Below are 25228 nucleotides of genomic sequence, written 5' to 3' on the forward strand. Positions count from 1 at the left end.
GCCGTGATCGATGGCCTGTTCCCGGCTAAAGCCGGTCCTACAAAAATTGCGGTTGGCGCCGGCACCATTGGCACACCGCGCCCGCGTAGGACCGGCTTTAGCCGGGAAGGCGTCGGCCGCTGCACCGCAAAACTCGCAGCCTCACACGTCAATATCCAGCAGCGCCGCCCCCAGCGCCTTGCCGTGGGCATCAAGGGCCAGGGATCGTGTGACGCCGCCCTTCAAAATGCCCGGCAGCACAAAGTTCAGGGCATGCACCTTCGGCAGTTCATACCGAAGCACCCGAGAGGCATCGCCCCCCAGCAGCTCGGCGAAATGCGCAGCCACCCGCTCGACCGTCAGCGCCTGCAGCAACCGCGAATAGTCTTCCGCGTTGAACGCGATGACCGAAATATTCGAGGTATCGCCTTTGTCGCCGGTCCGGGAATGGGCCAGTTCGCGCAATTTCACACGACTCACGATGCGTCCTCCAGATGAACCTGCGCCTTGACGGCATCCCGCGGCAAAAGCAGCGACGCCACTGCCACTACTTGCCGCACGCCCTTGGTCGCGCCGCCGCCACCATACGGCCCGTTGGTGTAGAGGGTTTCTACTTCATTGCCGATGCGCACGGCCTCGGCTTTGTCTGCACAGCGGGCGGCGACCCGCAGGCGCACTTCCCATGGCTCGGCCGCAGCCCGCGAACCCAGCGCCGCACCGTGCAACGCGTCCACGCCGATCAGTTCGGCGCGCACGTCCTCAAAGACCACGCCGGTCAGCTGCAAACGCTCCAGCACCACGTCCCGCGCCAGTTGCGCCCGGGCCAGCGCGCCGGGGCCGCCGTAGGAAATCTGCCCTTCGCCGACCCAGCCATCGAGATAGCCCACCGACACCTTCAGCGTCTCGGGTCGCGCACGGCCGTCGGCGCCTTCAGCCCGCACTTCGTTGGTGGCAACTGGATGGAACGACACACCGGAAAAATCCGCCGTCACGTCCGGGGTCAGGTACGCCGCCGGGTCGTGCACTTCATACATCATCTGCTCGGTGCAGGTGGCGGTGTCGATGCGCCCGCCGGAGCCCGCGACCTTGCTGATCACCGCCCTGCCCTCGGCGTCGACTTCCGCCAGGGGAAACCCGAGGCGCGCCAGATTTGGCACCTCTTTCACACCTGGATCAGCGAAGTAGCCGCCGGTGATCTGCCCGGCGCACTCCAGCAGATGGCCGATCAAGGTGCCGCGTCCCAGCCGCGTCCAGTCGTCTGCTGCCCAGCCGAACTCAAAGAGCTGCGGCGCGAGAAACAATGAAGGGTCCGCCACACGACCCGTAATCACCACATCGGCATCGGCCCTCAGCGCCTCGACAATCCCCTCGGCGCCCAGGTACGCATTCGCCGAGATCAAGCGATCACCCAACGAAGCAATCGTCGCGCCGTTATCCAGCATCTGCTCAGGACTTGCCTTGAGAACAGCCAGCACGTCATCCCCCGTCACCGCCGCGACCTTCAGCCCATGCAAACCCAGCTCAACCGCGATGCGCCGCACTTCCCGCGCGGCCGCCAGCGGATTGGCCGCGCCCATGTTGCTGATCAGCCGCAGTCGACGCTGCCCCGCCTCTCGCGCCGAGCCCAGCCCCGGCCCCACGAACGGCAGCACGCGGCGCATGCGCTCGCTCAGCAGCGGGTCAAAACCGGCTTCGGGATCGCTGAGCCGCGCCTGTTGCGCCAGGGCAATGGTGCGCTCGGCCAGGCACTCGAAAACCAGATAATCCAGTTCGCCCTTCTCGGCCAGCTCGACCGCAGGCTCGATACGGTCACCGGAATAACCGGCCCCGGAGCCGATACGTAATGTCTTCATTTAAAACACTCCCAGCAGCAGTGCGGTCAGGGTCATCAGCACCGATGCGGCAAACAGAAACGGAATGGTGAAGCGCTGGTGGTCAGCCAGCTCGACCTTGCACAGGCCGACCAGCAGAAAGGTCGCCGGTGTCAGCGGGCTGACCGGGAAGCCGGTGGTGTGCACGCCCAGCAGCGACGCCTGCGCCACTTGCAGCGGATCGACGCCCAGGGAGCGGCCGACTTCGGCGATCACCGGCATCACGCCGAAATAGAAGGAATCGGGGTCGAACAGCAGGCTCAGCGGCATGGACAGGAAGCCCACCACCATCGGAATCAATTTGCCATGGCCGGCCGGTATCTGCGCCACGGCCACTTCGGCCATGGCCTTGAGCATGCCAGTGCCCTGCATGATCCCGGTGAACACCCCCGCCGCCAGAAGAATGCTGGCCATGGTCAGGGCCGTTTTTGCGTGGGCATCGATGCGCGCGCGCTGGGCGTCGACGTTGGGGTAGTTGATGCACAGCGCCAGCACCGTGCCGACCATGAACATCACCACCGGATCGACCCAGCCGGAAATCATCACTGCCATCACCACGATGGTCAGCAGCAGGTTGAGCCAGAACAGACGCGGCCGGCGCAGCACCGCTTCCTGCTCGGTCAGCACCCGCTGCGGCACCACATCGATGTGCTCGGCGGTGGTTTGAAAGCGGCCCAGCCCCAGGCGCTTTTCCTCACGACGCCCGAGCATCCAGGCGCAGAAGAAGACAAACGCCAGGCCGACGATCTGCACCGGAATCAGCGGCTGGAACAGCTCGGATACCGGCACGTGCAGCGCCGCCGACGAGCGCAGCACCGGCCCGGTCCACGGCAGGAAATTCACCCCCGCCGCCATCGCCGCGACGCAGGCCAGAATCCGCCGATCAATGCCCAGCCGCGTGTACAGCGGCAGCATCGCCGGGATCGTCACCAGAAAGGTCACCGCGCCGGAACCGTCGAGGTGCACCAGCAGCGCCAGCAGTGCGGTGCCGACGACAATCCGCGTAGGACGGGTGCCCACCGTGCGCAGGATGCGGTCGATGATCGGGTCGAGCATGCCGGCGTCGGTCATCACCCCGAAGAACAGAATGGCGAAGACGAACATGCCGACCACCGGGGCGACGTTCTTGATGCCGGTGATGATGAAGCCGCTGGTTTGCAGCCCGAATCCGCCGATCAGCGCGGCGATGATGGGCAAAGCAATCAGGGCAACCAGAGGCGAGAGGCGCTTGCTCATGACGGCGGCGAGCAGGCAGAGGATGGTAATGACACCGAGGGTGGCGAGCATGGTGTGATCCTTCGTCATCCCTGACCGGCGGGCGGCGGGACGAGCTGTTGTTGTTTTCATCGAGTATCGAAACGGGGGTAAGCTTTGTAAATTGAAATGTTCGGCGCCCTGCGTTCGGAAAAACCGAATCAACTGCCGTGACGAAACCGTGGAAAACAACGCCATGAAGAACTCGATCCAGCACATCCGCGCCTTTCTCACGGTTGCCCATACCGGCAGCTTTGCCAAAGCGGCGCTGGAGCTGAACCTGTCGCCGTCCGCGCTGACCGTGCAGATCCAGCAGCTGGAAGAATGGCTCGGCGTCGCCTTGCTGGAGCGCAGCCCGCGCCAGGTCAGCCTGACCGCTGCCGGCCAGAACAATCGCGGGCCCATGGAGAAACTGCTGCTGGACCTGGACAACATCGTCAGTGGCTCGCGGGATCTGGCGGCACTGCGCCGGGGCGTGGTGACCATCGCTGCCCTGCCGTCGATGTGTTCCGGCACGCTGCCGCCGCTGCTGAAGGCCTTCCGCGAGCAGTTTCCCGGTGTCGAGGTGCGCCTGCGTGACGTGGTGGCGCAACGGATCGATGCGCTGGTGCGCGAGGGCGAAGTGGATTTCGGGCTGGGGGTGCGGGCCCGCATGGGTCACGGCCTGGCGTTCGACGTGGTGATGGTGGACCGACTGAGCCTGTTCGTGCCCGCAGATCATCCGCTGGCACGGGAGCGCTCGGTCACCCTGCAGGCGCTTGCCGGGCAGCCGATCATCCTCACCGGCCGCGACAGCAGCGTGCGCGAGCGGGTGGAACAGTTATTTGCCGAAGAAGGGCTTGTGCTGACGCCCGGGCTGGAAGCGAACTACATGTCGACGGTCATGGCGCTGGTGCGGCAGGGCCTGGGGATGACGCTGCTGCCGGAATCCGCCGACGAAGGCCGCGGCGATTTGACGCAGGTGCGGGTTGAGCATCCTGGGGTGTGTCGGGAGATCGGGTTGATTACCCGAGCGGGCGTGAGCCTGAGCCCCGCCGCGCAGCGATTCGTCGAAACAATGAAAGCCGCCCTGTGAACGCCACCACCTCTTGCAGCCTGCCGCTCGCCCACCACCTGAACCGCACCTGAACACCTGCATAGCAAGCAGGTTTTTTCAAAAAAACCAGTACACCCATTCAATAATGAGTATCATTATGTTACACAATGGCTGAATGCGAATGGCTACCTGACGCATTCACGTCGCACACCCTATCAGATCTGCACCGGTGATAAATGCTCGTTCCTTTTTTGATCATGCTGCGCGAAGGGATTGAAGCCGCGCTTATCGTTGGCATCATTGCCAGTTACCTGAGACAGACCGGCCGTGGCGAGTGGATGCCCGCGGTGTGGATCGGCGTGTTTCTGGCCGTCGCCCTGGCGCTGTTCGTCGGCGGTGGCCTGGAAATGGTCAGTGCTGAATTCCCGCAAAAGCAGCAGGAACTGTTCGAAGGCATTGTCGGCCTCGTCGCCGTGGTGATACTCAGTTCCATGGTCGTGTGGATGCGCAAAGTCGCCCGGTCGGTCAAACATGACCTGCACCAGTCCCTGGACGCCGCCTTGGCCGGGTCGAGAAACCAGACCTACGCGCTGATCGGCATGGTGTTCTTCGCCGTCGCCCGCGAAAGCCTCGAAACCGTGTTCTTCCTGCTCGCCGTTTTCCAGCAGAGCGAAGGCATGTCCGGCCCGCTGGGTGCGCTGTTCGGCCTGATCATCGCGGTGTGCATCGGCGTCGGCATCTACAAAGGCAGCATGCGCCTGAACCTGAGCAAGTTCTTCCGCTACACCGGCCTGTTCATCCTCGTCGTCGCGGCGGGCATTCTCGCCAACTCGGTGCGCTCGCTGCACGAAGCCGGTGTCTGGAACCACTTCCAGGACGTGGTCTTCGACATCAGCGCGACCCTGCCGATGGATGGCCCGACCGGCTCGGTGCTGGCCGGCATGTTCGGTTATCAGGATGCGCCGACCGTCAGCGTGCTGGTGGCGTACCTGGCGTACCTGTTCTTTGCGCTGTTCCTGTTCTTCAAGCCTCAGGCGCGGGTGGTGAGTCTGCCCACCCGCCCGGCCCATGAACACGGCCACACTTCTTCAGTTACGAATTCAGTTACGAACAAATAAGGGCACTCATGAACTCCACTGCCAACGGCCTTCCTCCGAAGAAAGCCAAGCCCCCACGCGCCCTGCAGTTCGCCGTTGCAGGCTCGGTGATTCTGATGATCGCCGCCGGCGCCATGTTCTACTTCGCCTCCCAGGCCGCGCAGAAAAAGCGCATCGCCAACAGCGGCAATGAAACCGTCGTGACCATCAACGCGAAGAGCTGCGAGCCGAACTCGATCACCGTGCCGGCCGGCAAGAACGCTTTCCGCATCGTCAACGCCTCGGATCGCGCCGTGGAGTGGGAAATCCTCGACGGCGTGCTGGTGGTGGAAGAACGCGAAAACATCGTTCCGGGCCTGAGCCAGATCATCAACGCCAACCTGCAGCCAGGCGACTACGCGATTACCTGCGGCTTGCTGAGCAACCCGCGCGGCACCCTGCACGTGACGCCAACCGCTGAGTCGGACGCCGCCGCCAAAGCGCGGCCGTCGATGGTCGCCTTCATCGGCCCGCTGTCCGAATACCGCGTCTACTTGAGCACCCAGAGCAGCGCGCTGATCCGCGCAACGAACGATCTGCAACAAGCCATCGACAGCGGCGATCTGGCCCAGGCGCAAAAAGCCTACGCGCCGGCCCGTGCCGCCTATCAGCGTATCGCCCCTGCAGCCCAGCGCCTGTCCGAGCTGGACAACGCGATCAACGCCCGCGCCGACTACTACGAGAAACGCGAACAGGATCCAGGCTTCGGCGGCTTCCACCGCCTCGAATTCGGCCTGTTCTCGCAGAAATCCGTCGATGGCCTGACGCCGGTCGTGCAGAAGCTGCAAGCCGACATCGCCAGCCTGAAACAGCAACTGTTGGCCCAGAGCATCGCCCCGGAGCAACTGGCGAGCATGGTCGTGCGCAACATGCGCAGCATCGCCGAGGTCCGCAACAACGGCGAAGAAGAACGCTACAGCCACCTCGACGTGAACGGCTTTGCCGCCAACCTGGAAGGCACGCGCAAGGTCATCGACCTGCTGCGTCCGCTGCTGACCAAGACGTCCGGCGACGTGCTGAAAAAGATCGACACCGCGAGCACCGCACTGGATGACCAGCTGCTGATGCTCAAGACCGCCGACGGCTTCAAACCGTACGATCAGGTCAGCACCGAACAACGAAAACAAATAGCAGACAAGGCCAAGGCACTGGCCGACGCACTCGATGGAATCGATCCGGCCCTCGGCCTCTCAGGCCTGTGAGCGTGCCCGGGCGGGCGCCCCACGCGCCCGCCTGGCCTTGAAACCAGAGCGAAGACAGCATTCACATGAAAGACTCCGATTCAAAAAACGCGCCGATCTCTACTGACCGTCGCCGCGTCCTGCTGGGCCTTGGCGCTGCAGGCGCAGCGGTGGCCGGTGCCAGCCTGACCGGTAACGCGTTCGCCGCCACCGCGCCGGCGCAGGTCACCGAAGCACCGAAAAGCGAAAAGACCCAGGACCACAACGCGTTCCACGGTCAGCATCAAAGCGGCATCGTCAACCCGCGCCCTGCCGCCGGGATGATGGTCTCCTTCGACGTGCTGGCGCAGGACCGCGAAGACCTTGAGCGCATGTTCCGCACCTTGAATGAGCGGATCACGTTTCTCATGACCGGCGGGGCCGTGCCCCAGGTCGACCCGAAACTGCCACCGCTCGATTCCGGCATCCTCGGCCCGGTGGTCACGCCTGACAACCTGACCATCACCGTGTCAGTGGGTGACTCGCTGTTCGACGACCGCTTTGGTCTCGAACCCGTCAAGCCCAAGCGTTTGCAGCGCATGGTCGGTTTCCCCAACGACGCGCTGGAGGCCGAGTGCTGCCACGGCGACTTGAGCATTCAGTTCTGCTCGAACGCCCCGGACAGCAACATTCACGCCCTGCGCGACATCGTGAAAAACCTGCCGGACCTGCTGCTGGTGCGCTGGAAACAGGAAGGCACCGTGCCTGCCCAGGCCCCGCTGAAACCGGGCCAGGCCCCGGAAAGCGCGCGCAACTTCCTGGGTTTCCGCGACGGCTCGGCCAACCCGGATTCGAACAACCAGAAGACCATGAACGAGCTGGTCTGGGTGCAACCGGGCAGCGACGAACCGGCCTGGGCCGCCAATGGCAGCTATCAGGCGGTGCGCATCATCCGCAACTTCGTCGAGCGCTGGGACCGTACCCCGCTGCAGGAACAGGAAGCCATCTTCGGCCGGGTCAAAACCACCGGCGCGCCGATGGACGGCAAGACCGAAGCCGACGTCCCGAATTACCACAATGATCCGGCAGGCAAGATCACCAAGCTGGATTCACACATCCGCCTGGCGAACCCGCGCACGGCGGAGACCCAGCGCAACCTGATCCTGCGTCGCCCGTTCAACTACTCGAACGGCGTGAACAAGAACGGTCAGCTGGACATGGGCCTGCTGTTCATCTGCTATCAGGCGGATCTGGAGAAAGGCTTTATTACCGTGCAGACACGCCTCAACGGCGAGCCGCTGGAGGAGTACCTCAAGCCCATCGGCGGCGGTTATTTCTTCACCCTGCCGGGCGTGGTCGACAACAACGATTTCATTGGCCGGTCGCTGCTGGCCGCCTCTGCCCAGACAACAAAAACTGCCTGACACCCTTACCTCACAGGAAGAGCTCTATGAAAAAGTCGCCTCTCGCGTTGTTGCTTACCTTTGGCGTATTGCAGACATCGATGTCCGCGTTCGCTGCCACCGCGCCGCTGGACCTGGTCACGCCGGTTTCGGACTACAAAATCTACGTGACGGAAAACGTCGACACCCTGGCCGCCGACACCCAGAAGTTCACCGACGCGATCAAGAAAGGCGACCTGGCAACGGCGAAGAAGCTGTTCCCGACCACGCGTCTGTCGTACGAGTCGATCGAGCCGATCGCCGAGCTGTTCAGCGAACTGGACGCGTCGATCGACTCCCGTGAGGACGATCACGAAAACGGCGTGAAGGCCGACGATTTCACCGGTTTCCACCGTCTGGAATATGCGTTGTTCTCGCAGAATTCCACCAAGGATCAGGGCGTGTTCGCGGACAAGCTGCTGGCTGACGTGAAAGAGCTGCAGTCGCGCATCGCGGACATGACGTTCCCGCCGGAGAAGGTGGTAGGCGGTGCGGCTGCGCTGATGGAAGAAGTGGCGGCGACGAAGCTGTCGGGCGAGGAAGATCGTTACAGCCACACTGATCTGTATGATTTCCAGGGCAACGTTGACGGGTCGAAGAAGATCGTCGATCTGTTCAAGCCGCAGCTGGAGCAGTCGGACAAGTCGTTCGTGGCGAAGGTCGAGAAGAACTTTGCGACGGTGGACAAGATTCTGGCGAAGTACAAGACCAAGGACGGTGGCTACGAGACGTACGATAAGGTGAAGGAGCAGGACCGCAAGGCGCTGGCGGGTCCGGTCAATACGCTGGCTGAAGATCTGTCGCAGATGCGCGGGAAATTGGGTTTGAACTGATTCCTCAGGTAGTGAAGAGCCCGCTTGCCGAGAGATCGGCAGGCGGGCTTTTTTATGGGTGCGCCGTTTGTTGGATTGGAGCTCTATCCATTATTTGTGTTAGCTGAAGTTATGGTTCCGCCCTTACGGCGGGTCACTTTTGGCAAAAGCGCCCCAAAAGTAACCAAAAACGCTTTGCTCCCGGTTGGGCCCGACTTCGTCGGGTTCCTTCACTCCGGCCTCGCTCCGTGGGCCCGCGCCGAACGGGCATCCATGCCCTGACGGCGCTCTCGCCGCATCCCTGCGGCTCGGCCCACTTCGCGAAACCTGCGTTCAGCCTGCACCCAAGTCGCGATTGGCGGTGTTTGAGCCTTTTGCGTATTAAGATCAAAAGCAGATCAAGGGCTTCCCGGCTAAAGCCGGTCCTACGATGACCGCGGTGGTTGTAGGACCGGCTTTAGCCGGGAAGAGGCCGGATCGCTCGCCATCCGTTTTGCGGCTTGACGATCAGACTATTACAACGGTGATTGTGAAGTGAATACTACAAGAAACACTACAAAGGCCTATGTTGTGGAAGCCTCGCCATCAGTAATAGCAGTGAAAGTCATAGATGATGGTGTGATTGACCTACTCGTAGCGTTAGGTTTCGTCCCGGCGCCAGATAAAGAAAAGAAATTGATGGCTTTGATCACACCAAATCAAAGCTCAAAAATAACTGTTTTTGAAAAGTTGCGAGATGCGGGAGTTTGCTTTTCCGCGGGTCCAGGTTGGTGTCCTGCCGACGTATTTGAATTCCTGAGAGAAAATAAGATGCTGAGCGGGCCGTACCGCAGAATAGTGTGGCGTGGGCCGGGTGAGTCGCAAATAATCGAAAACAGCTAGTGAATACTTCAAGGTAGCTGGGAACCATAGCTTTTGCGGTGGAACCATCGACGCTTTCCCGGCTAAAGCCAGTCCTACCGTGACCGCGGTGTTTGTAGGACTGGCTTTAGCCGGGGATGGACGCGGAGCGCCCTCAGATGCATACCCACGCAGAGCGTGGGCACGATCAGCAGGGAGAACGCGGTGCTTTCAGTGGGACCGGCTTTAGCCGGGAAGAGGCCAGCCCAGGCGCCAGCAATTTTGCTGACCGCCCCCCCATCCCGTGGGAGCGAGCTTGCTCGCGAATGCTGCATTTCAAACACCAATTATTTGGCGGCTGTACCACTGCCTTCGCGAGAAAGCTCGCTCCCACAAGTCCCCAGTATCCTCAGACCGCAATCCGCCCTTGATCCGCCCTTGATCCGCTTTTGATCCGCTTTTGATCTTCATACGCAAAAAGCTCAGACACCGCAGAACGCGACTTGGGTGCAGGCCGAACGCAGACGACGCGGAGTGGGCCGAGCGGCATGGATGCCGCGAGAGCGCCGTCAGGACATGGATGTCCGTTCGGCGCGGGCCCACGGAGCGTCGTCGGAGTGAGGGAACCCGACGAAGTCGGGCCAAACCAGGAGCAGGCACCCTTGGTTACTTGGGGTGCTTTTCCAAGTAACTCGCCGAAGGCGAAACCCGAGGCCGTTAGGCCGACGCTTGTGATCTTGATCTTGATCTTGATCCTAAAAAGCCCGGGCTCAAATCCCGCTAAACCAGTTGTACCCCTGATCTTCCCAATACCCCCCGGGATAATCATTGCTCACCACAATCTCAACGATGTGCTTCGGATTCTTGAACCCCAGCTTCGTCGGCACCCTCACCCGCAACGGATAACCATACTCCGGCGGCAGCGCCACCTCGGCGAAATCCAGCGCCAGCAGCGTCTGCGGATGCAACGCCGTCGGCATATCCAGACTCGAGTAATACCGATCCGCGCACTTGAACCCGACAAACTTCGCCGTCGTGTCCGCCCCCACATGCTCCAGGAAAGTGCGCAACGGCACACCGCCCCACTGCCCGATCGCGCTCCAGCCCTCAACGCAAATCAACCGCGTGATATCACTGCGCTGGGGCAACGTGCGCAACCCCTCCAGCGTCCACGGCGCCTTGTCGCGCACCAGCCCCGACACACCCAGCTTCCAGTCCGCCGTGTCCAGCTCCGGAATATCATCCTCGCTGTAAAACGCATTGAACGGGAACGGAGTGCGGACCTGATCCTTGGTGAACGTCGGCGCCAGCTTCTGCCCGCTGAACAGCCAGGCCTGAACCCGATCGTTCCAGCGCGACATGCTCCACAGCACCTTATCCACCTGATCGCCGTCCTGCAGGTTGCAACCGGTGAGCATCGCCATCGCGCCCACGGTCAGGCCGCCTTTCAGGAAATGCCGACGCTGCAGGCTCTCCAGCTGGATCTGCTGGGCCGGCTCCAGTTTGATGCGCGCAATGGCGCGTTTCTTAGGCTCAATCATGCTCGACCTTCCCGCTCTCAATCCCACGCGTACCGCCGGTGATCATCGGCATCAGGGTTTTCGGCACCATCAGCACCAACGCCAGATGCACCACCACGAACGCGCCAATGAACGCCATCGCCGCAAAATGCACGTACCGGGCGAAGTCGTAGCCGCCGAACACGGCAGTCAATTCCTGCAACTGAATGGGCTTCCAGATCGCCAGCCCCGTCAGCACGATCAACACGCCGGCGGCCAGCACCAGCCAATACATCAGGCGCTGCACGGCGTTGTAGACGCCCTTCTCGTGCTTGAGTCGAAAACGCAGCGCATCGAGCATGTCGCGCTTGACGGCCTTGGGGGTGACCGGAAGGAAGTCGCGCTTGAAATGCCGGGTGAACAAGCCATACAGCACGTAGATCAAGCCATTGATCACCAACAGCCACATCACTGCGAAGTGCCACGCCAGCGCGCCGCCCAGCCAGCCGCCCAGGGTGAAATCCCGGGGGAACGTGAAGCTGAACAGCGGCGATGCGTTGTAAATGCCCCACCCGCTCATGAACATGCAGACCATGCCGGAGGCATTGATCCAGTGCGTCAGGCGGATGGGCCATGGATGAATTCTGGTTTTTTTCATGGTGCGAGACTCATCACGGATTCGGTGAAAGCGGCGCCGTGAGACGCCGCAACCCGCTTACATCGGCGGCTGGAAGCCGTCTTTGCCGACCGCGACACCGCGTGCGGTCTTGCCGTCTTCGCCCGGGAACACGACGATTTTCGCGCCCTTGACCAGCTCATCGACCTTGCCCGACTGCACGTAGGCAATGGGCACGTCTTCCGGCACGACCAGTTGCTTCTCGCCGCCTTTGTAGCCGACGCTCAGGGTACGGCCGTTGGCCTTGCCGCTCAGCTTGCCGACGGTGCCATTGGTCATGGTGCCGGTGGTGCCGTCAGCGTTTTCCCAACCGTAGTGGCCTTCACCGCTGCCTTTCAGGCTCGGTTCGAACACCGTCACTTCCAGGGCCTTCAGCGTGCCGTCGGGCTGTGGAGTGGCGGCGGAGCCGATGAAGCTGTCCGCTTTGATCGACGCGATGTCGGCCTTGGAGACCAGACGGATGCCGGTCTTGTCGGTCAGGCCAATGCTCTGATGGGCGCCGGAACGGGTGGTGAAATTCAGGGTGTTGCTGTCGACGCTGTCGACCGTCCCGCGCAGTGGCTTGACCACCGGCATGTCACCGGCGGCCATGCCGGCGGCGGATGCCATGACGGCGGCGCTGAGCATCAGCATGCCGAACGTGGTGGTCAGGGCTGTCTTCATCTTCATCGGTGGATTCCTTCAGGCAGTTGGGGAAAGGTGAAGCTGAGGGTCATGTGTGTTGCATGACGGCCATCCTGTACCCGCAACCGGCACCCGAGAATGACCGCCCGATTACATTTTTGTCATTCAAGCACACCAGCGTTGAGCGTGTCCGCCAGGGCGCAATCAATGACAAAAATGTAACCGACCGCGCGCCATCCGTTGGTTACACTCCACATCCGGCGCGGCCTGCAGCCCTTCGCGCCGCTTCTGTCCAATCTGATCACCCACCTGACAGCCCACGCCGGCGACGTTGCCAATGACGTGAAGCGAGCCTGACCGACGATGCACATTCTGCTTATCGAAGACGACACCAAGACTGGCGAGTACCTGAAGAAGGGCCTCACCGAGTCCGGTTACAAAGTCGACTGGACCCAGCACGGCACCGACGGCCTGCACATGGCCCTGGAGCACAGCTACGACCTGCTGGTGCTGGACGTCATGCTGCCGGGCATCGACGGCTGGCAGATCATTGAAATCCTGCGGGCGAAGCAGGACGTGCCGGTGCTGTTTCTCACCGCCCGCGATCAGTTGCAGGACCGTATTCGCGGCCTGGAACTGGGCGCCGACGATTACCTGGTCAAGCCGTTTTCATTTACCGAACTGCTCCTGCGCATACGCACCATCCTGCGGCGCGGGGTGGTGCGCGAGGCCGATCATTTCCACCTCGCCGATCTTGAACTGGACCTGCTGCGCCGTCGGGTCACGCGCCAGCAACAGGTCATCACCCTGACCAACAAGGAATTCGCGCTGCTGCATCTGTTTCTGCGCCGCGAGGGCGACGTGCTGTCGAGGGCGCAGATTGCTTCGGAAGTCTGGGACATGAATTTCGACAGCGACACCAACGTCGTCGACGTGGCGATCAAGCGCCTGCGCAGCAAGGTCGACACGCCCTACCCGATCAAACTCATCCACACCGTGCGCGGCATCGGTTACGTCTGTGAGGTGCGGCCATGCGAGCCCGACGCCAGCCATCCCTGACCCTGCGCGCGACCCTGGCGTTTTCGGTGGTGGCCATGCTCGCCGTCGCCAGCGCCGGCATGTACCTCTACGAGACCATGAAGGGCGCGGTCATGACCCGCAGCGACCATGCGGTGCTGGCGCGCCTGGATCACTTTCGCAAACTGCTGCAATACGACCTGACCCTGACCACGCTGCAAAGCAGCCCGCAGCTGTTCGAGAACATGCTCGACAGCGAAGACGACATTTTCATCATCGCCGAGCCGGGCAAGCCTGCGGTGATCATGGTCAATCCGCTGCATGCGCCGCTGCCGCCAATGCCGGTGGTGCCGGCCAACATGCCGCTGGGCGTGGCCGACATGCGCAGCGGCCTGCTGGATTCCGGCGTGCCGATGCGCGCGGCGACGGTCGAAGCGGTGTCCGGCGGCAAGGTTGTGCACCTGACGGCCGCGCACATTGCGGTCAAGGAGATGGCCACCCTGGCGGGCTTCCGTAACCGCATCCTGCTCGCTGTGTCGCTCGCGTTTGTGCTGACGGCGTTGCTCGGATATGTGTTGCTGCGACGGGGTCTGCGGCCGTTGCGCAGAATGGCCAGCCATGCCGCGGCCATCACCCCGGCGCAACTGGACAGCCGCATGGACAACCGCGACACACCGGTAGAGCTGCAGCAACTGGGCGAGGCGTATAACGCGATGCTCGACCGGCTTGCCGATGGCTATCAGCGGCTGACGCAGTTTTCCGCCGACCTGGCCCATGAAATCCGCACGCCGGTGGGTTCGTTGATGGGGCATTGTCAGGTGGCCCTGCGGCAACCGCGCACCGAGGATGAATACCAGGCGTTGCTGGCCTCGAACCTGGAGGAGCTGGAACGGATCTCGCGAATGGTCGAAAGCATCCTGTTCCTGGCGCGCGCCGATGAAGCCAAGGCCGCGCTCAATCGCCAGACGCTGGACCTGGCGGATGAAATGCAACGGGTCGCGGGCTATTTCGAAGGGTTGGCGGAAGAACGGGACATCGCCCTGCACACCGAAGGCGACGCTCGGATCGAGGCCGATCCGCTGCTGCTGCGAAGGGCCCTGAGCAATCTGGTGGCCAACGCGATCCGCTACGCCGACGAAGGCAGTGTGATTGACATTCGCGTAATCGAGAGCCGAGTGGTTGAGAACGGCAGGCAGTGCCGCATCGAAGTAGAGAACCAGGGCCCGACGCTGGACGGCGCCACCCTGGGCAAACTGTTTGACCGCTTCTATCGCGGCGACGCCTCACGGCACCAGAGCTCCGATTCCAACGGACTCGGCCTGGCGATCGTGGCCGCGATCATGCAGTTGCATGGCGGCGAAGTGTCGGTCAATCAGCCTGCGCCGGGGCGGATCTGTTTCGCACTGATGTTCCCACGCCAGCCCGGAGCCCGGCTGCTGTAGCCCTCACGCCTTCTTGTCGTGGGTGGCCTGCAGTTTGTAGAACGTCGCCGCCCCGCCTTCGGTGGCATAGCCAGCGTTGTCCTGGGTGTACACGCCCGCCTTGAAATACAGCGGCTTGCCTTTCCAGGTCAGGTCCAGCTTGGCGCCCCACTGCATGTCGTAGGCATTGACGGTCAGGTTGCCAGCCTGGGTCAGGTGGATGGTGTAAGTGAAGCGTTGCTTGAGCAGCACGCCGGTTGCCACTTGAATGACTTCGGGCTCGGACGTCGGCGTCGCGCGATACTTCACCACGAGGTTGCCGGTCTTGGTTTTTTCCTTGTACTGGTATTCGAGCTTGAGGAGCGGCTCGGTACTGCCAAAGGCGTGGATCTGACCGATGACGATTTTGCCCGAAGAAGGCACTTGGTCTACGGTGAGCGCGGCACGCAGGAAGTTGTCCGCGTCAGAGTAGGTCCAGTTGTGAACCGCACCGTTGGCGTAGGTTTCACGCAGCTCCGTGCGGGGAAATTTGGCATTGTCAGTCCTTGACCCTGTAACCGGCGCCCAGAAGAACAGCGTGTCCCCTGAACGGAAGTAACCATCCTGGTAACCGCCGACGAGTTTCGGCGTGTCGATGGTGGCGGCTGCGATACCGACCGGTATAGAAAGATTCCAGATGGCGAGATCAATCATGGGTGCACTCATGGTGCGCGAGGCGCACAGCAAAGAAGGTGTCTGGAACAGGCCTGTCACTGCCGTTCCCGTCATCTTTGCTATCGGCTGAACCGTTTGATCTTTAGTCGCCCCCGGAGTCAAGAAACCGCCGAACCTGCAGAAGCAGCCCCCAAAGAAAGCACAGTGCCACTATTAAGGCAAAGTGGCTCATTGCCCCCATGTTTTGCCCAACCAGCGGAAACCGGGGAGAAGGGCTAATAATTTGGCGCCATTTTTTTGGAGGAGCGCTTAGACGACGCTCAGAAAATTAGTTCAGCCAGCGAGGATTCAGCCGACAGACGGTATCGGAAAATTCCTGCTTCGGGTCGTCTCGCCTTCCTACTCAGCGATGAGAGCCATCTGGCGCGCCCTATGCTCTCTGTCAGACATCCGGCCAGACCGTCCTGCGACAATCCGCCCGGCGCTCCAGGACAGATTCCATTTGACGACCCCACAGTGTTACAAGATATTATTAGTTAGCAACCTAATAATGCAGCGCCTAATCATTCAGGCCCTAACCAAACTCCGTATCGTTCCAATGGCCTCTTCATGAACCCTGACACCCTGCAAATGCGCATTACCGGCGGCGTCGTCGCGGCCTCCCGGCAGTGGCGTCGTGTCTGCCAGACCACGCTGATCAACGTTGGCGTCACCGAAGCCTGCGCCGGCCCGTTGCTGATGATCGCGCGCCTGGGTGAAGGGGTGCGTCAGGTGACGGTGGCCCAGGCCTGCGGGCTGGAAAGCCCCTCACTGGTGCGCCTGCTCGATCAGCTGTGCAAGGCCGGACTGGTGCAGCGCACCGAAGACCCCACCGACCGCCGCGCCAAAGCCTTGAGCCTGACCGATCAGGGCCGGGCGTTGGCCAACGCCATCGAGGAGGAGCTGATCCGCCTGCGCCGCGACATCTTCAGCAATGTTGACCCGGCCGACCTGGAGGCGACGTTACGGGTGTTCAACGCCATCGCCCAAGCCACGCCAATGGCGCCGGAGTCGTCATCTTGAGCGGCAGGTTCAACGGGTTTTTCGACGGCGTACCGCCGGGTCGCGACTGGTTCTACGGCGTGCGCACGTTCGCGGCGTCGATGCTGGCGCTGTACATCGCGCTGATGATGGAACTGCCCCGCCCCTATTGGGCGATGGCAACGGTGTACATCGTTTCCAGCCCGTTCGTGGCGCCGACCAGTTCCAAGGCGCTGTACCGCGCCGCCGGCACGCTGCTCGGCGCCGCAGCGTCGGTGATGCTGGTGCCGATGTTCGTGCAGACGCCGTTTTTGCTGGCCGTGGTCATCGCACTGTGGACCGGCACCCTGCTCTTCTTGTCCCTGCACTTGCGCACCGCCAACAGCTACGCGCTGATGCTGGCGGGTTACACCATGCCGCTGATTTCCTTCCCCGTGGTCGACAACCCCCAGGCGGTGTTCGACATCGCCGTCTCGCGCACCGAGGAAATCTTCCTCGGTATCGTCTGCGCCGCGGTGGTCGGCGCGATGTTCTGGCCGCGTCGGCTGGCGCCGGTGCTTGTCGACGCCATGGGCAAGTGGTTCAAGGACGCCTCGGCCTACAGCGACCTGTTCCTCTCGCGCAGCGCCACGCCGGAAGCCGTCGGCGGCCTGCGCACGGCCATGGTCGGGACCTTCAACAGCCTGGAGCTGATGATCGGCCAATTGCCCCACGAAGGCGCCCATCGCCAGACCGTGCGCAACGCCAAGGAACTGCGCGGACGGATGATTCATCTGTTGCCGGTCATCGACGCCCTGGACGATGCACTCTGGGCGCTGGAGCGGCGTTCGCCCGAGCACGTCGCCGACCTCGCCCCGTTGTTGATCGAGTGCCGCAACTGGGTCGAGCAGACCGCAGAAGGTGCACCGATCACGTATTGGAAAGCCCTCCACACCGAGCTTGATCGCCTGCAACCCACCCCTGCGCAGATTGACGATCGCCGGCACCTGCTGCTGTCGAACGCGCTGTATCGCCTGCGCGAGTGGATTGACCTGTGGCAGGACTGCCGCAGCCTGCAGCACGCCATCGAGACCGATGACCACTCGGCGTGGCGCGCGGTGTATCGCCATTGGCGGCTGGGGCGGCTGTCGCCGTTTCTCGATCGCGGGATGATGCTGTATTCGGTGGCGACCTCAGTCAGTGCCATCATCGTCGCGTCGGTGCTGTGGATCTTGCTGGGCTGGCAGGATGGCGCGAGCGCAGTGGCGCTGGCGGCGGTGTCGTGCAGCTTCTTCGCGGCGATGGACGACCCGGCGCCGCAGATCTACCGCTTCTTCTTCTGGACCATGATGTCGGTGATCTTCGCCAGCCTCTATCTGTTCGTGGTGCTGCCTAACCTGCACGACTTCCCGATGCTGGTGCTGGCGTTTTCAGTGCCGTTCATCTGCGTCGGCACCCTGACCGTTCAGCCGAAGTTCTACCTCGGCACGCTGCTGACCATCGTCAACACTTCGTCCTTCATCAGTATCCAGAGCGCCTACGACGCCGATTTCGTCAACTTCGTCAATTCCAACCTGGCCGGGCCGGCGGGTCTGGCATTCGCCTTCGTCTGGACGCTGATCGTCAGGCCGTTCGGCACCGAAGTGGCGGCCAGGCGCCTGACCCGCTTCAGCTGGCGCGACATCGTCTCCCTCAGCGAAGACGCCACCCTGGCCGAGCACCGGCACATGGGCGTGCGCATGCTGGACCGGCTGATGCAGCACCTGCCGCGCCTGGCGATCACCGCGCAGGATTCCACCACTGCACTGCGCGAAGCGCGGGTTGCCCTGAACATGCTGGACTTGCTGGCATACATGCCACGGGTCGACCCCGCGCCGCGCCAGCTGTTGCGCCAGGTCGCGACCGAAGTCGGTGCGCATTTCCGCGCCTGCCTGAAAGCCCGGGAGCGTTTGCCCGCCCCTAAAGGTCTGTTGATGACCATGGACCGCGCCCGCCGCGCGCTGGCGTTCAACGGCGAAGATGATGACGACGCGCGGCTGAATCTGCTGCACGCCCTCAGTGGCTTGCGCCTGGCGCTGCTGCCGGGTGTGGAGATCGTCGATGTGCTCGCCGAGCAGGAAGAACAACCGCCCTATGGCATCGATGGAGCGCCCTTATGATCGGTGATGTGGACATCAGCGGGATCTTCCTGCCGACCTTTCTGGTGCTGATGGGCATCGCTTACCTGATTTTTCTGGTGGTGCACGCCGTGTTGACGCGCGCCCGCTTCTACCGCCTGGTCTGGCACCGGGCTTTGTTCAACGTCGGTCTATACGCTCTGTTGCTCGGCGTCGTGGATACCCTAAGTCGATACCTGATGAAATGAAAAAACCTCTACTGACGCTGGGCCGCGTGGTCCTGACCCTGCTGGTTGTCACCCTCGCCGCGATCGTCGTGTGGCGCATGGTGATGTATTACATGTACGCGCCCTGGACCCGCGACGGGCACATCCGCGCCGACGTCATCCAGATCGCGCCGGACGTTTCGGGGCTGATCGAGAAGGTCGCGGTGAGCGACAACCAACTGGTCAAGAAAGGCCAGTTGCTGTTCACCATCGACCAGGACCGTTTCCGTCTCGCCTTGCGCCAGGCCCAGGCGACCGTGGCCGAGCGCAAGGAAACCTGGGAACAGGCCCAGCGCGAAAACCGGCGTAACCGCAGCCTCGGCAATCTGGTGGCCCGCGAGCAACTGGAAGAAAGCCAGTCCAGGGAAGCCCGCGCGTTGTCGGCCCTGAACGAAGCCCAGGTGGCGGTCGATTCGGCGCAACTGAACCTGGACCGCTCGGTGATCCGCAGCCCGGTGGACGGCTACCTCAACGACCGTGCGCCCCGGGACCGCGAATTCGTCAGCGCCGGGCGGCCGGTGCTGTCGGTGGTGGACAGCAACTCCTTCCACATCGACGGCTACTTTGAAGAAACCAAACTGGACGGGATTCACATCGGCTCCGGCGTGGACATCCGCGTGATCGGCGACAACGCCCGCCTGCGCGGCCATGTGGTGAGCATCGTCGCCGCCATCGAAGACCGCGACCGCAGCAGCGGCTCGAACCTGCTGCCCAACGTCAATCCGGCGTTCAGCTGGGTGCGTCTGGCCCAGCGGATTCCGGTGCGCATTGCGTTCGACGACGTGCCAGCGGATTTCCGCATGATTGCGGGGCGCACGGCGACGGTGTCGATCATCGATGACGCCCGCGCAGATACTCAGGGAAATGATCAAACCGTCCAGCCAGGAGCGCCCAAATGAAACACCGCGCACGCCTGCTCACCGTCGGCATGGGCTTGCTGCTGTCGGCTTGCACCGTGGTCGGCCCGGATTACACGCTGCCTGAGAAAGCCGCCGTGAATCGACCCGATCTGCAAGGCGAGCTGGCCGGTTCGTCGACCAATGTGGTGTCGGCGCCGGTGCCGGCTGACTGGTGGCGGCTGTATCACGATCCGAAGCTTGATGAATTGGTGGGTCAGGCGCTGGTGTCGAGCACCGATTTGCGCGTCGCGGCGGCGAACCTGCAACGGGCGCGCTTTCAGATGAACGAAGCCGATGCGGCCGGCGGCTGGAGCGGCACGGCCAAAGCCGGTGCGCAGCGCTTGCAGGAGTCCGGCCAGGCCTATCTGCTGCCGGAGAAAGTACCGGTGGCGAACGTCGGCGATGTCGGCCTGACCACTTCGTATCAGTTCGACCTGTTCGGCGTGCTGCAGCGCGGGATCGAAGCGGCCCAGGCCAACGCCGACGCGACCCAGGCGGCGGCCGACACGGCGCGCATCACGTTGGTGGCCGATGTGGTCCGCGCGTACACCCAGGTGTGCGCCGCCAACGAAGAACGCAACATCGCCCTGCACTCCCTCGACCTGCAGAAGCAGGGCCTGAGCCTGACCCAACGCCTGCGCGATGCCGGCCGTGGCGATGAAACCCAGGTGACGCGCTCGCAAACCCAGTTCCGCTCGCTGCGTGCTGACTTACCGCGTTATGAAGCGGCGCAGAAGTCGGCGTTGTATCGGTTGTCGATGCTCCTCGCCCGGCCGCTGAACCAGTTGCCGCAAGGGGTGGCGGAATGCGCCGAGCTGCCGCACATCGCTCAAGTCATGCCGGTGGGCGATGGCGCCGCGCTGCTCAAGCGTCGCCCCGATGTCCGTCAGGCAGAACGCCGCCTGGCGATGTCGACCGCGGCCATTGGTGTGGCGACCGGCGAGTTGTATCCGGACATCAGCATCGGCGCGACCGTGGGCACTGTGGGGATTCTCGATGAACTGGGCGATCCGTCGACCAATCGCTGGGGCTTTGGTGGGGTGATCAATTGGACCATCCCGTCCAATGGCGCACGGGCGCGAATTCACATCGCCGAAGCGTCGAATCAGGTGGCGCTGGCGCGTTTTGATGGCGTGGTGCTGAACGCGATCCGCGAAGCCCAGACCGGGCTGTCGCAATACACCGCGCTGCTGGAACGCCGCGATGCGTTGGTTGAAACCGAGGAGTCGGCGCGCCAGGCTGCGGACCAGACCCATCGGTTCTTCCTGGCCGGCCGCGAATCCTTCCTCGCCGACCTGCAAGCCACCCGCACCTACACCGACGTCACCGCGCAACTGGCGGCGGCGAATACCCAAGTGGCAATGGGACAGATCGACCTGTTCCTGGCGCTGGGCGGGGGTTGGGGGAACGGGCATCAGTGAGTTCTCGCGGGTTGGCACGCACTGCTTTTTGTGGGACCGGCTTTAGCCGGGAAGGCGTCATCTGTCACGCCGCAAAACTGATGTCGTTCACGCAGGCCTTTTCCCGGCTCAAGCCGGTCCTACAATAGACACGCAGTCACGCTCACGCACTGCGCATTCGCTTGAAATTGAACCCCTGCCGGCCAGTACTGCCTGACTCTTAATCATTCAGTCCTATCCGCCCGGAGGCACCCCCGATGCGCACGCTTGAACTGGCAGACAAAACCGTCCCCGTTATCGGTCAGGGCACCTGGCACATGGGTGAGGACCGCCATCAGTTCGAGGCGGAAGACTCGGCGCTGCAACTGGGCATCGACCTCGGTCTGACGCTGATCGACACCGCCGAGATGTACGGCGAAGGCGGCGCTGAGAAAGTCGTCGGCCAGGCCATCGCCGGGCGCCGCGACGAGGTCGTGCTGGTGAGCAAGGTCTACCCGCACAACGCCAGCCGCGCGGGCATTCCGGCGGCGTGCGAGCGCAGCCTCAAACGCATGAACACCGACTATATCGATCTGTATTTGCTGCACTGGCCCGGTCAGTACCCGTTGGAAGAAACCGTTGAAGCCTTCGAGCGTCTGCGTGAAGCGGGCAAGATCGGTCGCTGGGGCGTGTCCAATTTCGACGTGTCAGACCTGCTTGAGCTCGACGCGTTGGGCCTCGGCGGCGGGTGCGCCACCAACCAGGTGCTGTACAACCCGGAAGAACGCGGCATCGAATACGACCTGCTGCCCTGGATGCAAACCGCCCGGATGCCGCTGATGGCGTACTGCCCGATCGGCCAGGCCGGCAACTTGCTGATGAACCCTGCCATCCTCGAAGTCGCCGAGCGCCACGACGCCACCCCGGCGCAGATCAGCCTGGCGTGGGTACTGCGTCAGGACGGCGTGATCGCCATTCCCAAGGCCGTCACTCCCCATCACCTGGAATTGAACGCTGCGGCGGTTGATATCGAGCTGTCCATCGAGGATGAATTGCTGATTGATACCTCATGGCCGGCGCCCCTGCGCAAGACGCGGCTGTCAATGGTCTGAACAAGATCGCTGACAGACACAAACCGTCACAAAACTGTCAAAACCCCTTGCGATGATGCCGCTTTCGATCTCGTGCCCTGCGGGGCACTTCCCGTCTGCGAGCCTTCATGAATCAACGCATTGCCCATCACCAGGACTCAGATCTGTTTGGCTTGCTGTACGGGTTCCGCTTCCGTCCCGAGGAACCCGGCCGTGAGCTGGATTCGACGTCTGCGCTGGAGTGCCTGCGCCACCCGACCGAGCCCGACGAGTTCGTCTGGCTGCACCTGAATCTCGCACACGCCAGCTGCGAACGCTGGCTGAAAACCAACCTCGACCTGCCCGACGAGTTTCTCGAAGCCCTGCACGAAGGCTCACGCTCCACGCGCATCGAACACGTCGACTCCGCCCTGCTCGCGGTGGTCAACGACGTGGTCTTCGACTTCAACCGCATCTCCACCGACATCGCCACATTGTGGGTGTGCGTGCGCAGCAACCTGATGATCTCCGCACGCCATCAGCCGCTGCGCTCGGTAGACCGGCTGCGCTCCTCGGTCAAACAAGGCGAAACCTTCCGCTCCCCCCTCGAACTGCTCGCCCACCTGCTGCGCGATCAGAGCGACGTGCTGAGTCAGTTCATGCGCAAGACCAGCCTCAGCGTCGACAAAATCGAAGACCAACTCCTCTCCCAACGCCTGAGCAACAACCGCTCGGAACTGGGCGCCATGCGTCGGGTGCTGGTGCGCCTGCAGCGGCTGCTGGCGCTGGAGCCCGGCTCGCTGATGCGCCTGCTGCACCGACCGCCGCAATGGCTGCTGGAAGACGACCTGCAAGAACTGCGGCAATCCACCGAAGAGTCGGCGCTGGTGATCAGCGACCTCACCGCCTTGGGCGAACGGATCAAACTGCTGCAGGAAGAAATCGCCGCCAACCTCAACGAACAAAGCAGCCGCACGCTGTTCACCCTCACCGTCGTGACCGTGCTGGCGCTGCCGATCAACATCGTCGCGGGTTTCTTCGGCATGAACGTCGGCGGCATCCCCCTGGCCAGCGATCCCCACGGGTTCTGGGTGCTGGTCGCGCTGGTGGCAACCTTTACGTTTATTGCGGGACGGTGGGCGTTTCGCAAGAGTCGGGATTATTGACGGCAGCATTATTGGCGCGCCCACTGGTCCCTAACCCCAGTAAATCCAGCCAAAACGTGACCCGTGTCGCATCTCTGTCACATTTTGTAATGATCATGGTCACCATCCCACCTCAACAGGATCGCGACCCATGGCAACCCCCTCACTGGCTCAACGCCCTCTGCAACAGGGGCCCGGACTGAGTGCTCAATTCGGGCGCAAGCCTGGCGTGCTGACGATGGTGATTTTCTGCGTCGTACTGGTATTGGGCCTGTTTTACACCGGCTACAGCCTCAAGCAGGACATGGACGATCTGGGTACCGTCGTGCTGACCTGGACGCCGTTCATTCTGCTCGGCGTGGCGCTGGTCATCGCGCTCGGCTTTGAGTTCGTCAACGGTTTCCACGACACCGCCAACGCCGTCGCCACCGTCATTTACACCCACTCCCTGCCGCCGAACTTCGCCGTGGTCTGGTCGGGAACGTTCAACTTCCTGGGTGTGCTGTTTTCCAGCGGCGCGGTGGCGTTCGGCATCATTGCCCTGCTCCCGGTCGAGCTGATCCTGCAAGTCGGCTCATCGGCGGGTTACGCGATGATCTTCGCCCTGCTGATCGCGGCGATCCTGTGGAACCTCGGCACCTGGTGGCTGGGTCTGCCGGCCTCCTCTTCCCACACACTCATCGGCTCGATCATCGGCGTCGGTATCGCCAACGCCTTGATGCACGGCCGCGACGGCACCAGCGGCGTGGACTGGTCTCAGGCGACCAAAGTCGGTTATTCCCTGCTGCTCTCACCGCTGGTGGGCTTCACCTGCGCCGCGCTGTTGCTGATGGCGCTGCGCATGTTCGTGAAGAACCGCGCGCTGTACAAAGCGCCGGAAGGCAACAAGCCGCCACCGATCTGGATTCGCGGCCTGCTGATCCTGACCTGCACCGGCGTGTCATTCGCCCACGGCTCAAACGACGGTCAGAAAGGCATGGGCCTGATCATGCTGATTCTGGTGGGCACGCTGCCGATGGCCTACGCGTTGAACCGCGCCATGCCGGCCGACCAGTCGGTGCAGTTCGCGGCGGTCGCCCAAGTCACCCAACAGGCCCTGAGCAAAGCGGCGCCCCTGCCCGCGCCGGCCGATTCCCGACAGACACTTTCCGTTTACATCCGCGACAAGCAGGCGACCCCTGAACTGGTCCCGGCGCTGGCCGTCATGGCCGGCAAGATCGGCGATCAGGTCGCCAGTTACGGGTCACTGGCCAAGGTGCCGGCCGAGGCCACCGCCAACGTGCGGAACGACATGTACCTGACCTCCGAAGCCATCCGCCTGATGGACAAAAACAAGGTCGGCAACTTCGACGCGGACACCCAGGCCAAGGTCGACACGTTCAAACAGCAGATTGATACCGCGACGCGCTTCATTCCGCTGTGGGTCAAGGTGGCGGTAGCGATCGCGCTGGGCCTGGGCACCATGGTGGGCTGGAAACGCATCGTGATCACCGTCGGTGAGAAAATCGGCAAGACTCACCTGACCTACGCCCAGGGCGCATCGGCTGAAGTCGTCGCGATGCTGACCATTGGTGCAGCGGACATGTATGGATTGCCGGTGTCGACCACCCACGTTCTGTCCTCCGGGGTGGCCGGCGCCATGGTCGCCAACGGCTCCGGCCTGCAGATGCGCACCCTGCGCAATCTGGCGATGGCATGGGTGCTGACCCTGCCTGCCGCGATCCTGTTGTCGGGCAGCCTGTACTGGCTGTTCACCCAGATTTTCTGATTTCGAAGAGTCTCCCGTACTCTCTTTCAGGCGCTTCGGCGCCTGTTTTTTTTTGCGCGGTGCTTTTCAGTGGGACCGGCTTCAGCCGGGAAGAGGCCTGTGTCGACACCCTCAATCCTGCGGCGTGACGCCCGCCGCCCTCCCGGCTAAAGCCAGTCCCACAA

Annotated in this window: 23 protein-coding genes; 16 read left to right on the forward strand and 7 right to left on the reverse strand. The window is 62.7% G+C overall.

Annotation, left to right across the window (positions count from 1 at the left end; translation table 11 throughout):
- Window positions 1-141: 141 nt before the first annotated feature.
- Genes BBI10_RS11660 through BBI10_RS11670 form a run of 3 tightly spaced genes read right to left on the reverse strand, consistent with a single transcriptional unit; the run spans window position 142 to window position 3323 of the window.
- The gene (locus BBI10_RS11660; protein ID WP_065988655.1) at window positions 142-459 is read right to left on the reverse strand and encodes an AtuA-related protein; all 318 of its coding nucleotides are present in this window, start codon (window positions 457-459) and stop codon (window positions 142-144) included.
- A complete protein-coding gene (locus BBI10_RS11665; protein WP_065988656.1) occupies window positions 456-1832 on the reverse strand; it encodes an acyclic terpene utilization AtuA family protein in 1377 nt (458 codons plus the stop codon). Before BBI10_RS11665 ends, BBI10_RS11660 begins: the two co-directional genes overlap by 4 nt.
- Entirely contained in the window at window positions 1833-3323 is a 1491-nt protein-coding gene (locus BBI10_RS11670) for a citrate:proton symporter (RefSeq protein ID WP_141695162.1), read from the reverse strand.
- On the opposite strand from BBI10_RS11670, the gene BBI10_RS11675 reads away from it, so the two are divergent.
- The 6 genes from BBI10_RS11675 to BBI10_RS27190 all read left to right on the forward strand — a co-directional run bounded on the left by BBI10_RS11675 (window position 3301) and on the right by BBI10_RS27190 (window position 9572).
- Complete coding sequence (locus BBI10_RS11675; protein ID WP_065988658.1) at window positions 3301-4179, forward strand: LysR family transcriptional regulator; 879 nt, start codon at window positions 3301-3303, stop codon at window positions 4177-4179. The genes BBI10_RS11670 and BBI10_RS11675 overlap by 23 nt on opposite strands.
- Window positions 4180-4376: 197 nt before the next feature.
- Window positions 4377-5258, forward strand: coding sequence for an iron uptake transporter permease EfeU (gene efeU, locus BBI10_RS11680; RefSeq protein ID WP_065988659.1), 882 nt, complete (start codon window positions 4377-4379; stop codon window positions 5256-5258).
- 8 nt (window positions 5259-5266) lie between these two features.
- The gene (efeO, locus tag BBI10_RS11685) at window positions 5267-6478 is read left to right on the forward strand and encodes an iron uptake system protein EfeO (protein WP_065988660.1); all 1212 of its coding nucleotides are present in this window, start codon (window positions 5267-5269) and stop codon (window positions 6476-6478) included.
- 65 nt (window positions 6479-6543) lie between these two features.
- Entirely contained in the window at window positions 6544-7860 is a 1317-nt protein-coding gene (efeB, locus tag BBI10_RS11690; protein WP_065988661.1) for an iron uptake transporter deferrochelatase/peroxidase subunit, read from the forward strand.
- A gap of 26 nt (window positions 7861-7886) precedes the next feature.
- Window positions 7887-8711 (forward strand): iron uptake system protein EfeO, encoded by an 825-nt coding sequence (gene efeO / locus BBI10_RS11695; protein ID WP_065988662.1) that lies wholly within the window; start codon window positions 7887-7889, stop codon window positions 8709-8711.
- A 513-nt stretch (window positions 8712-9224) separates the two neighbouring features.
- Complete coding sequence (locus BBI10_RS27190) at window positions 9225-9572, forward strand: hypothetical protein (protein WP_141695163.1); 348 nt, start codon at window positions 9225-9227, stop codon at window positions 9570-9572.
- A gap of 728 nt (window positions 9573-10300) precedes the next feature.
- Here the strand turns inward: BBI10_RS27190 and BBI10_RS11700 are convergent.
- Genes BBI10_RS11700 through BBI10_RS11710 form a run of 3 tightly spaced genes read right to left on the reverse strand, consistent with a single transcriptional unit; the run spans window position 10301 to window position 12368 of the window.
- Window positions 10301-11071 (reverse strand): molybdopterin-dependent oxidoreductase, encoded by a 771-nt coding sequence (locus BBI10_RS11700; protein ID WP_065988663.1) that lies wholly within the window; start codon window positions 11069-11071, stop codon window positions 10301-10303.
- Window positions 11064-11687 (reverse strand): cytochrome b/b6 domain-containing protein, encoded by a 624-nt coding sequence (locus BBI10_RS11705; RefSeq protein ID WP_065988664.1) that lies wholly within the window; start codon window positions 11685-11687, stop codon window positions 11064-11066. The genes BBI10_RS11700 and BBI10_RS11705 overlap by 8 nt, the downstream gene beginning before the upstream one ends.
- Before the next feature lie 57 nt (window positions 11688-11744).
- Window positions 11745-12368 carry a hypothetical protein gene (locus tag BBI10_RS11710; RefSeq protein WP_065988757.1) on the reverse strand — a complete coding sequence of 208 codons (624 nt, stop codon included), beginning with the start codon at window positions 12366-12368 and terminating at the stop codon, window positions 11745-11747.
- Between the two features lie 324 nt (window positions 12369-12692).
- Here BBI10_RS11710 and BBI10_RS11715 point away from each other — a divergent pair, with 324 nt between their 5' ends.
- Window positions 12693-13388: a heavy metal response regulator transcription factor gene (locus tag BBI10_RS11715; protein ID WP_065988665.1), complete on the forward strand. Its 696-nt coding sequence runs from the start codon at window positions 12693-12695 to the stop codon at window positions 13386-13388.
- A complete protein-coding gene (locus BBI10_RS11720) occupies window positions 13361-14788 on the forward strand; it encodes a heavy metal sensor histidine kinase (protein WP_065988666.1) in 1428 nt (475 codons plus the stop codon). Before BBI10_RS11715 ends, BBI10_RS11720 begins: the two co-directional genes overlap by 28 nt.
- 3 nt (window positions 14789-14791) lie before the next feature.
- On the opposite strand, the gene BBI10_RS11725 is transcribed toward BBI10_RS11720, so the two are convergent.
- Entirely contained in the window at window positions 14792-15460 is a 669-nt protein-coding gene (locus BBI10_RS11725; protein WP_065988667.1) for a polysaccharide lyase family 7 protein, read from the reverse strand.
- Between the two features lie 570 nt (window positions 15461-16030).
- Between BBI10_RS11725 and BBI10_RS11730 the strand changes: the two genes are divergently transcribed.
- The 8 genes from BBI10_RS11730 to BBI10_RS11765 all read left to right on the forward strand — a co-directional run bounded on the left by BBI10_RS11730 (window position 16031) and on the right by BBI10_RS11765 (window position 25064).
- Entirely contained in the window at window positions 16031-16483 is a 453-nt protein-coding gene (locus tag BBI10_RS11730; RefSeq protein ID WP_065988668.1) for a MarR family winged helix-turn-helix transcriptional regulator, read from the forward strand.
- Complete coding sequence (locus BBI10_RS11735) at window positions 16480-18579, forward strand: FUSC family protein (protein ID WP_065988669.1); 2100 nt, start codon at window positions 16480-16482, stop codon at window positions 18577-18579. The genes BBI10_RS11730 and BBI10_RS11735 overlap by 4 nt, the downstream gene beginning before the upstream one ends.
- Complete coding sequence (locus BBI10_RS11740) at window positions 18576-18785, forward strand: DUF1656 domain-containing protein (protein ID WP_065988670.1); 210 nt, start codon at window positions 18576-18578, stop codon at window positions 18783-18785. The genes BBI10_RS11735 and BBI10_RS11740 overlap by 4 nt, the downstream gene beginning before the upstream one ends.
- On the forward strand, window positions 18782-19702 hold the full coding sequence (locus BBI10_RS11745; protein ID WP_065988671.1) for an efflux RND transporter periplasmic adaptor subunit: 921 nt from the start codon (window positions 18782-18784) through the stop codon (window positions 19700-19702). Before BBI10_RS11740 ends, BBI10_RS11745 begins: the two co-directional genes overlap by 4 nt.
- Window positions 19699-21123, forward strand: coding sequence for an efflux transporter outer membrane subunit (locus BBI10_RS11750; protein WP_065988672.1), 1425 nt, complete (start codon window positions 19699-19701; stop codon window positions 21121-21123). The genes BBI10_RS11745 and BBI10_RS11750 overlap by 4 nt, the downstream gene beginning before the upstream one ends.
- Window positions 21124-21359: 236 nt before the next feature.
- On the forward strand, window positions 21360-22193 hold the full coding sequence (locus tag BBI10_RS11755) for an aldo/keto reductase (protein WP_065988673.1): 834 nt from the start codon (window positions 21360-21362) through the stop codon (window positions 22191-22193).
- Between the two features lie 107 nt (window positions 22194-22300).
- Entirely contained in the window at window positions 22301-23317 is a 1017-nt protein-coding gene (locus BBI10_RS11760) for a transporter (RefSeq protein WP_065988674.1), read from the forward strand.
- 130 nt (window positions 23318-23447) lie between these two features.
- Window positions 23448-25064, forward strand: a complete 1617-nt coding sequence (locus BBI10_RS11765; RefSeq protein WP_065988675.1) for an inorganic phosphate transporter — start codon at window positions 23448-23450, stop codon at window positions 25062-25064.
- Window positions 25065-25228: the final 164 nt, after the last annotated feature.

The organism is Pseudomonas graminis, assembly GCF_001705435.1.
Lineage (GTDB): Bacteria > Pseudomonadota > Gammaproteobacteria > Pseudomonadales > Pseudomonadaceae > Aquipseudomonas > Aquipseudomonas graminis_B.

What these genes read in the sequence shown, in the direction of transcription:
- BBI10_RS11760 (WP_065988674.1), top strand. Translation starts at nt 22,301, where the DNA reads ATGAATCAACGCATTGCCCATCACCAGGACTCAGATCTGTTTGGCTTG.
- BBI10_RS11720 (WP_065988666.1), top strand. Translation starts at nt 13,361, where the DNA reads ATGCGAGCCCGACGCCAGCCATCCCTGACCCTGCGCGCGACCCTGGCG.
- BBI10_RS11715 (WP_065988665.1), top strand. Translation starts at nt 12,693, where the DNA reads ATGCACATTCTGCTTATCGAAGACGACACCAAGACTGGCGAGTACCTG.
- BBI10_RS11675 (WP_065988658.1), top strand. Translation starts at nt 3,301, where the DNA reads ATGAAGAACTCGATCCAGCACATCCGCGCCTTTCTCACGGTTGCCCAT.
- efeO (WP_065988662.1), top strand. Translation starts at nt 7,887, where the DNA reads ATGAAAAAGTCGCCTCTCGCGTTGTTGCTTACCTTTGGCGTATTGCAG.
- BBI10_RS11710 (WP_065988757.1), bottom strand. Translation starts at nt 12,368, where the DNA reads ATGAAGACAGCCCTGACCACCACGTTCGGCATGCTGATGCTCAGCGCC.
- BBI10_RS11670 (WP_141695162.1), bottom strand. Translation starts at nt 3,323, where the DNA reads ATGTGCTGGATCGAGTTCTTCATGGCGTTGTTTTCCACGGTTTCGTCA.
- BBI10_RS11730 (WP_065988668.1), top strand. Translation starts at nt 16,031, where the DNA reads ATGAACCCTGACACCCTGCAAATGCGCATTACCGGCGGCGTCGTCGCG.
- BBI10_RS11665 (WP_065988656.1), bottom strand. Translation starts at nt 1,832, where the DNA reads ATGAAGACATTACGTATCGGCTCCGGGGCCGGTTATTCCGGTGACCGT.
- BBI10_RS11765 (WP_065988675.1), top strand. Translation starts at nt 23,448, where the DNA reads ATGGCAACCCCCTCACTGGCTCAACGCCCTCTGCAACAGGGGCCCGGA.
- BBI10_RS11750 (WP_065988672.1), top strand. Translation starts at nt 19,699, where the DNA reads ATGAAACACCGCGCACGCCTGCTCACCGTCGGCATGGGCTTGCTGCTG.
- efeB (WP_065988661.1), top strand. Translation starts at nt 6,544, where the DNA reads ATGAAAGACTCCGATTCAAAAAACGCGCCGATCTCTACTGACCGTCGC.
- BBI10_RS11725 (WP_065988667.1), bottom strand. Translation starts at nt 15,460, where the DNA reads ATGATTGATCTCGCCATCTGGAATCTTTCTATACCGGTCGGTATCGCA.
- efeO (WP_065988660.1), top strand. Translation starts at nt 5,267, where the DNA reads ATGAACTCCACTGCCAACGGCCTTCCTCCGAAGAAAGCCAAGCCCCCA.
- BBI10_RS11705 (WP_065988664.1), bottom strand. Translation starts at nt 11,687, where the DNA reads ATGAAAAAAACCAGAATTCATCCATGGCCCATCCGCCTGACGCACTGG.
- efeU (WP_065988659.1), top strand. Translation starts at nt 4,377, where the DNA reads ATGCTCGTTCCTTTTTTGATCATGCTGCGCGAAGGGATTGAAGCCGCG.
- BBI10_RS11755 (WP_065988673.1), top strand. Translation starts at nt 21,360, where the DNA reads ATGCGCACGCTTGAACTGGCAGACAAAACCGTCCCCGTTATCGGTCAG.
- BBI10_RS11745 (WP_065988671.1), top strand. Translation starts at nt 18,782, where the DNA reads ATGAAAAAACCTCTACTGACGCTGGGCCGCGTGGTCCTGACCCTGCTG.
- BBI10_RS11700 (WP_065988663.1), bottom strand. Translation starts at nt 11,071, where the DNA reads ATGATTGAGCCTAAGAAACGCGCCATTGCGCGCATCAAACTGGAGCCG.
- BBI10_RS11740 (WP_065988670.1), top strand. Translation starts at nt 18,576, where the DNA reads ATGATCGGTGATGTGGACATCAGCGGGATCTTCCTGCCGACCTTTCTG.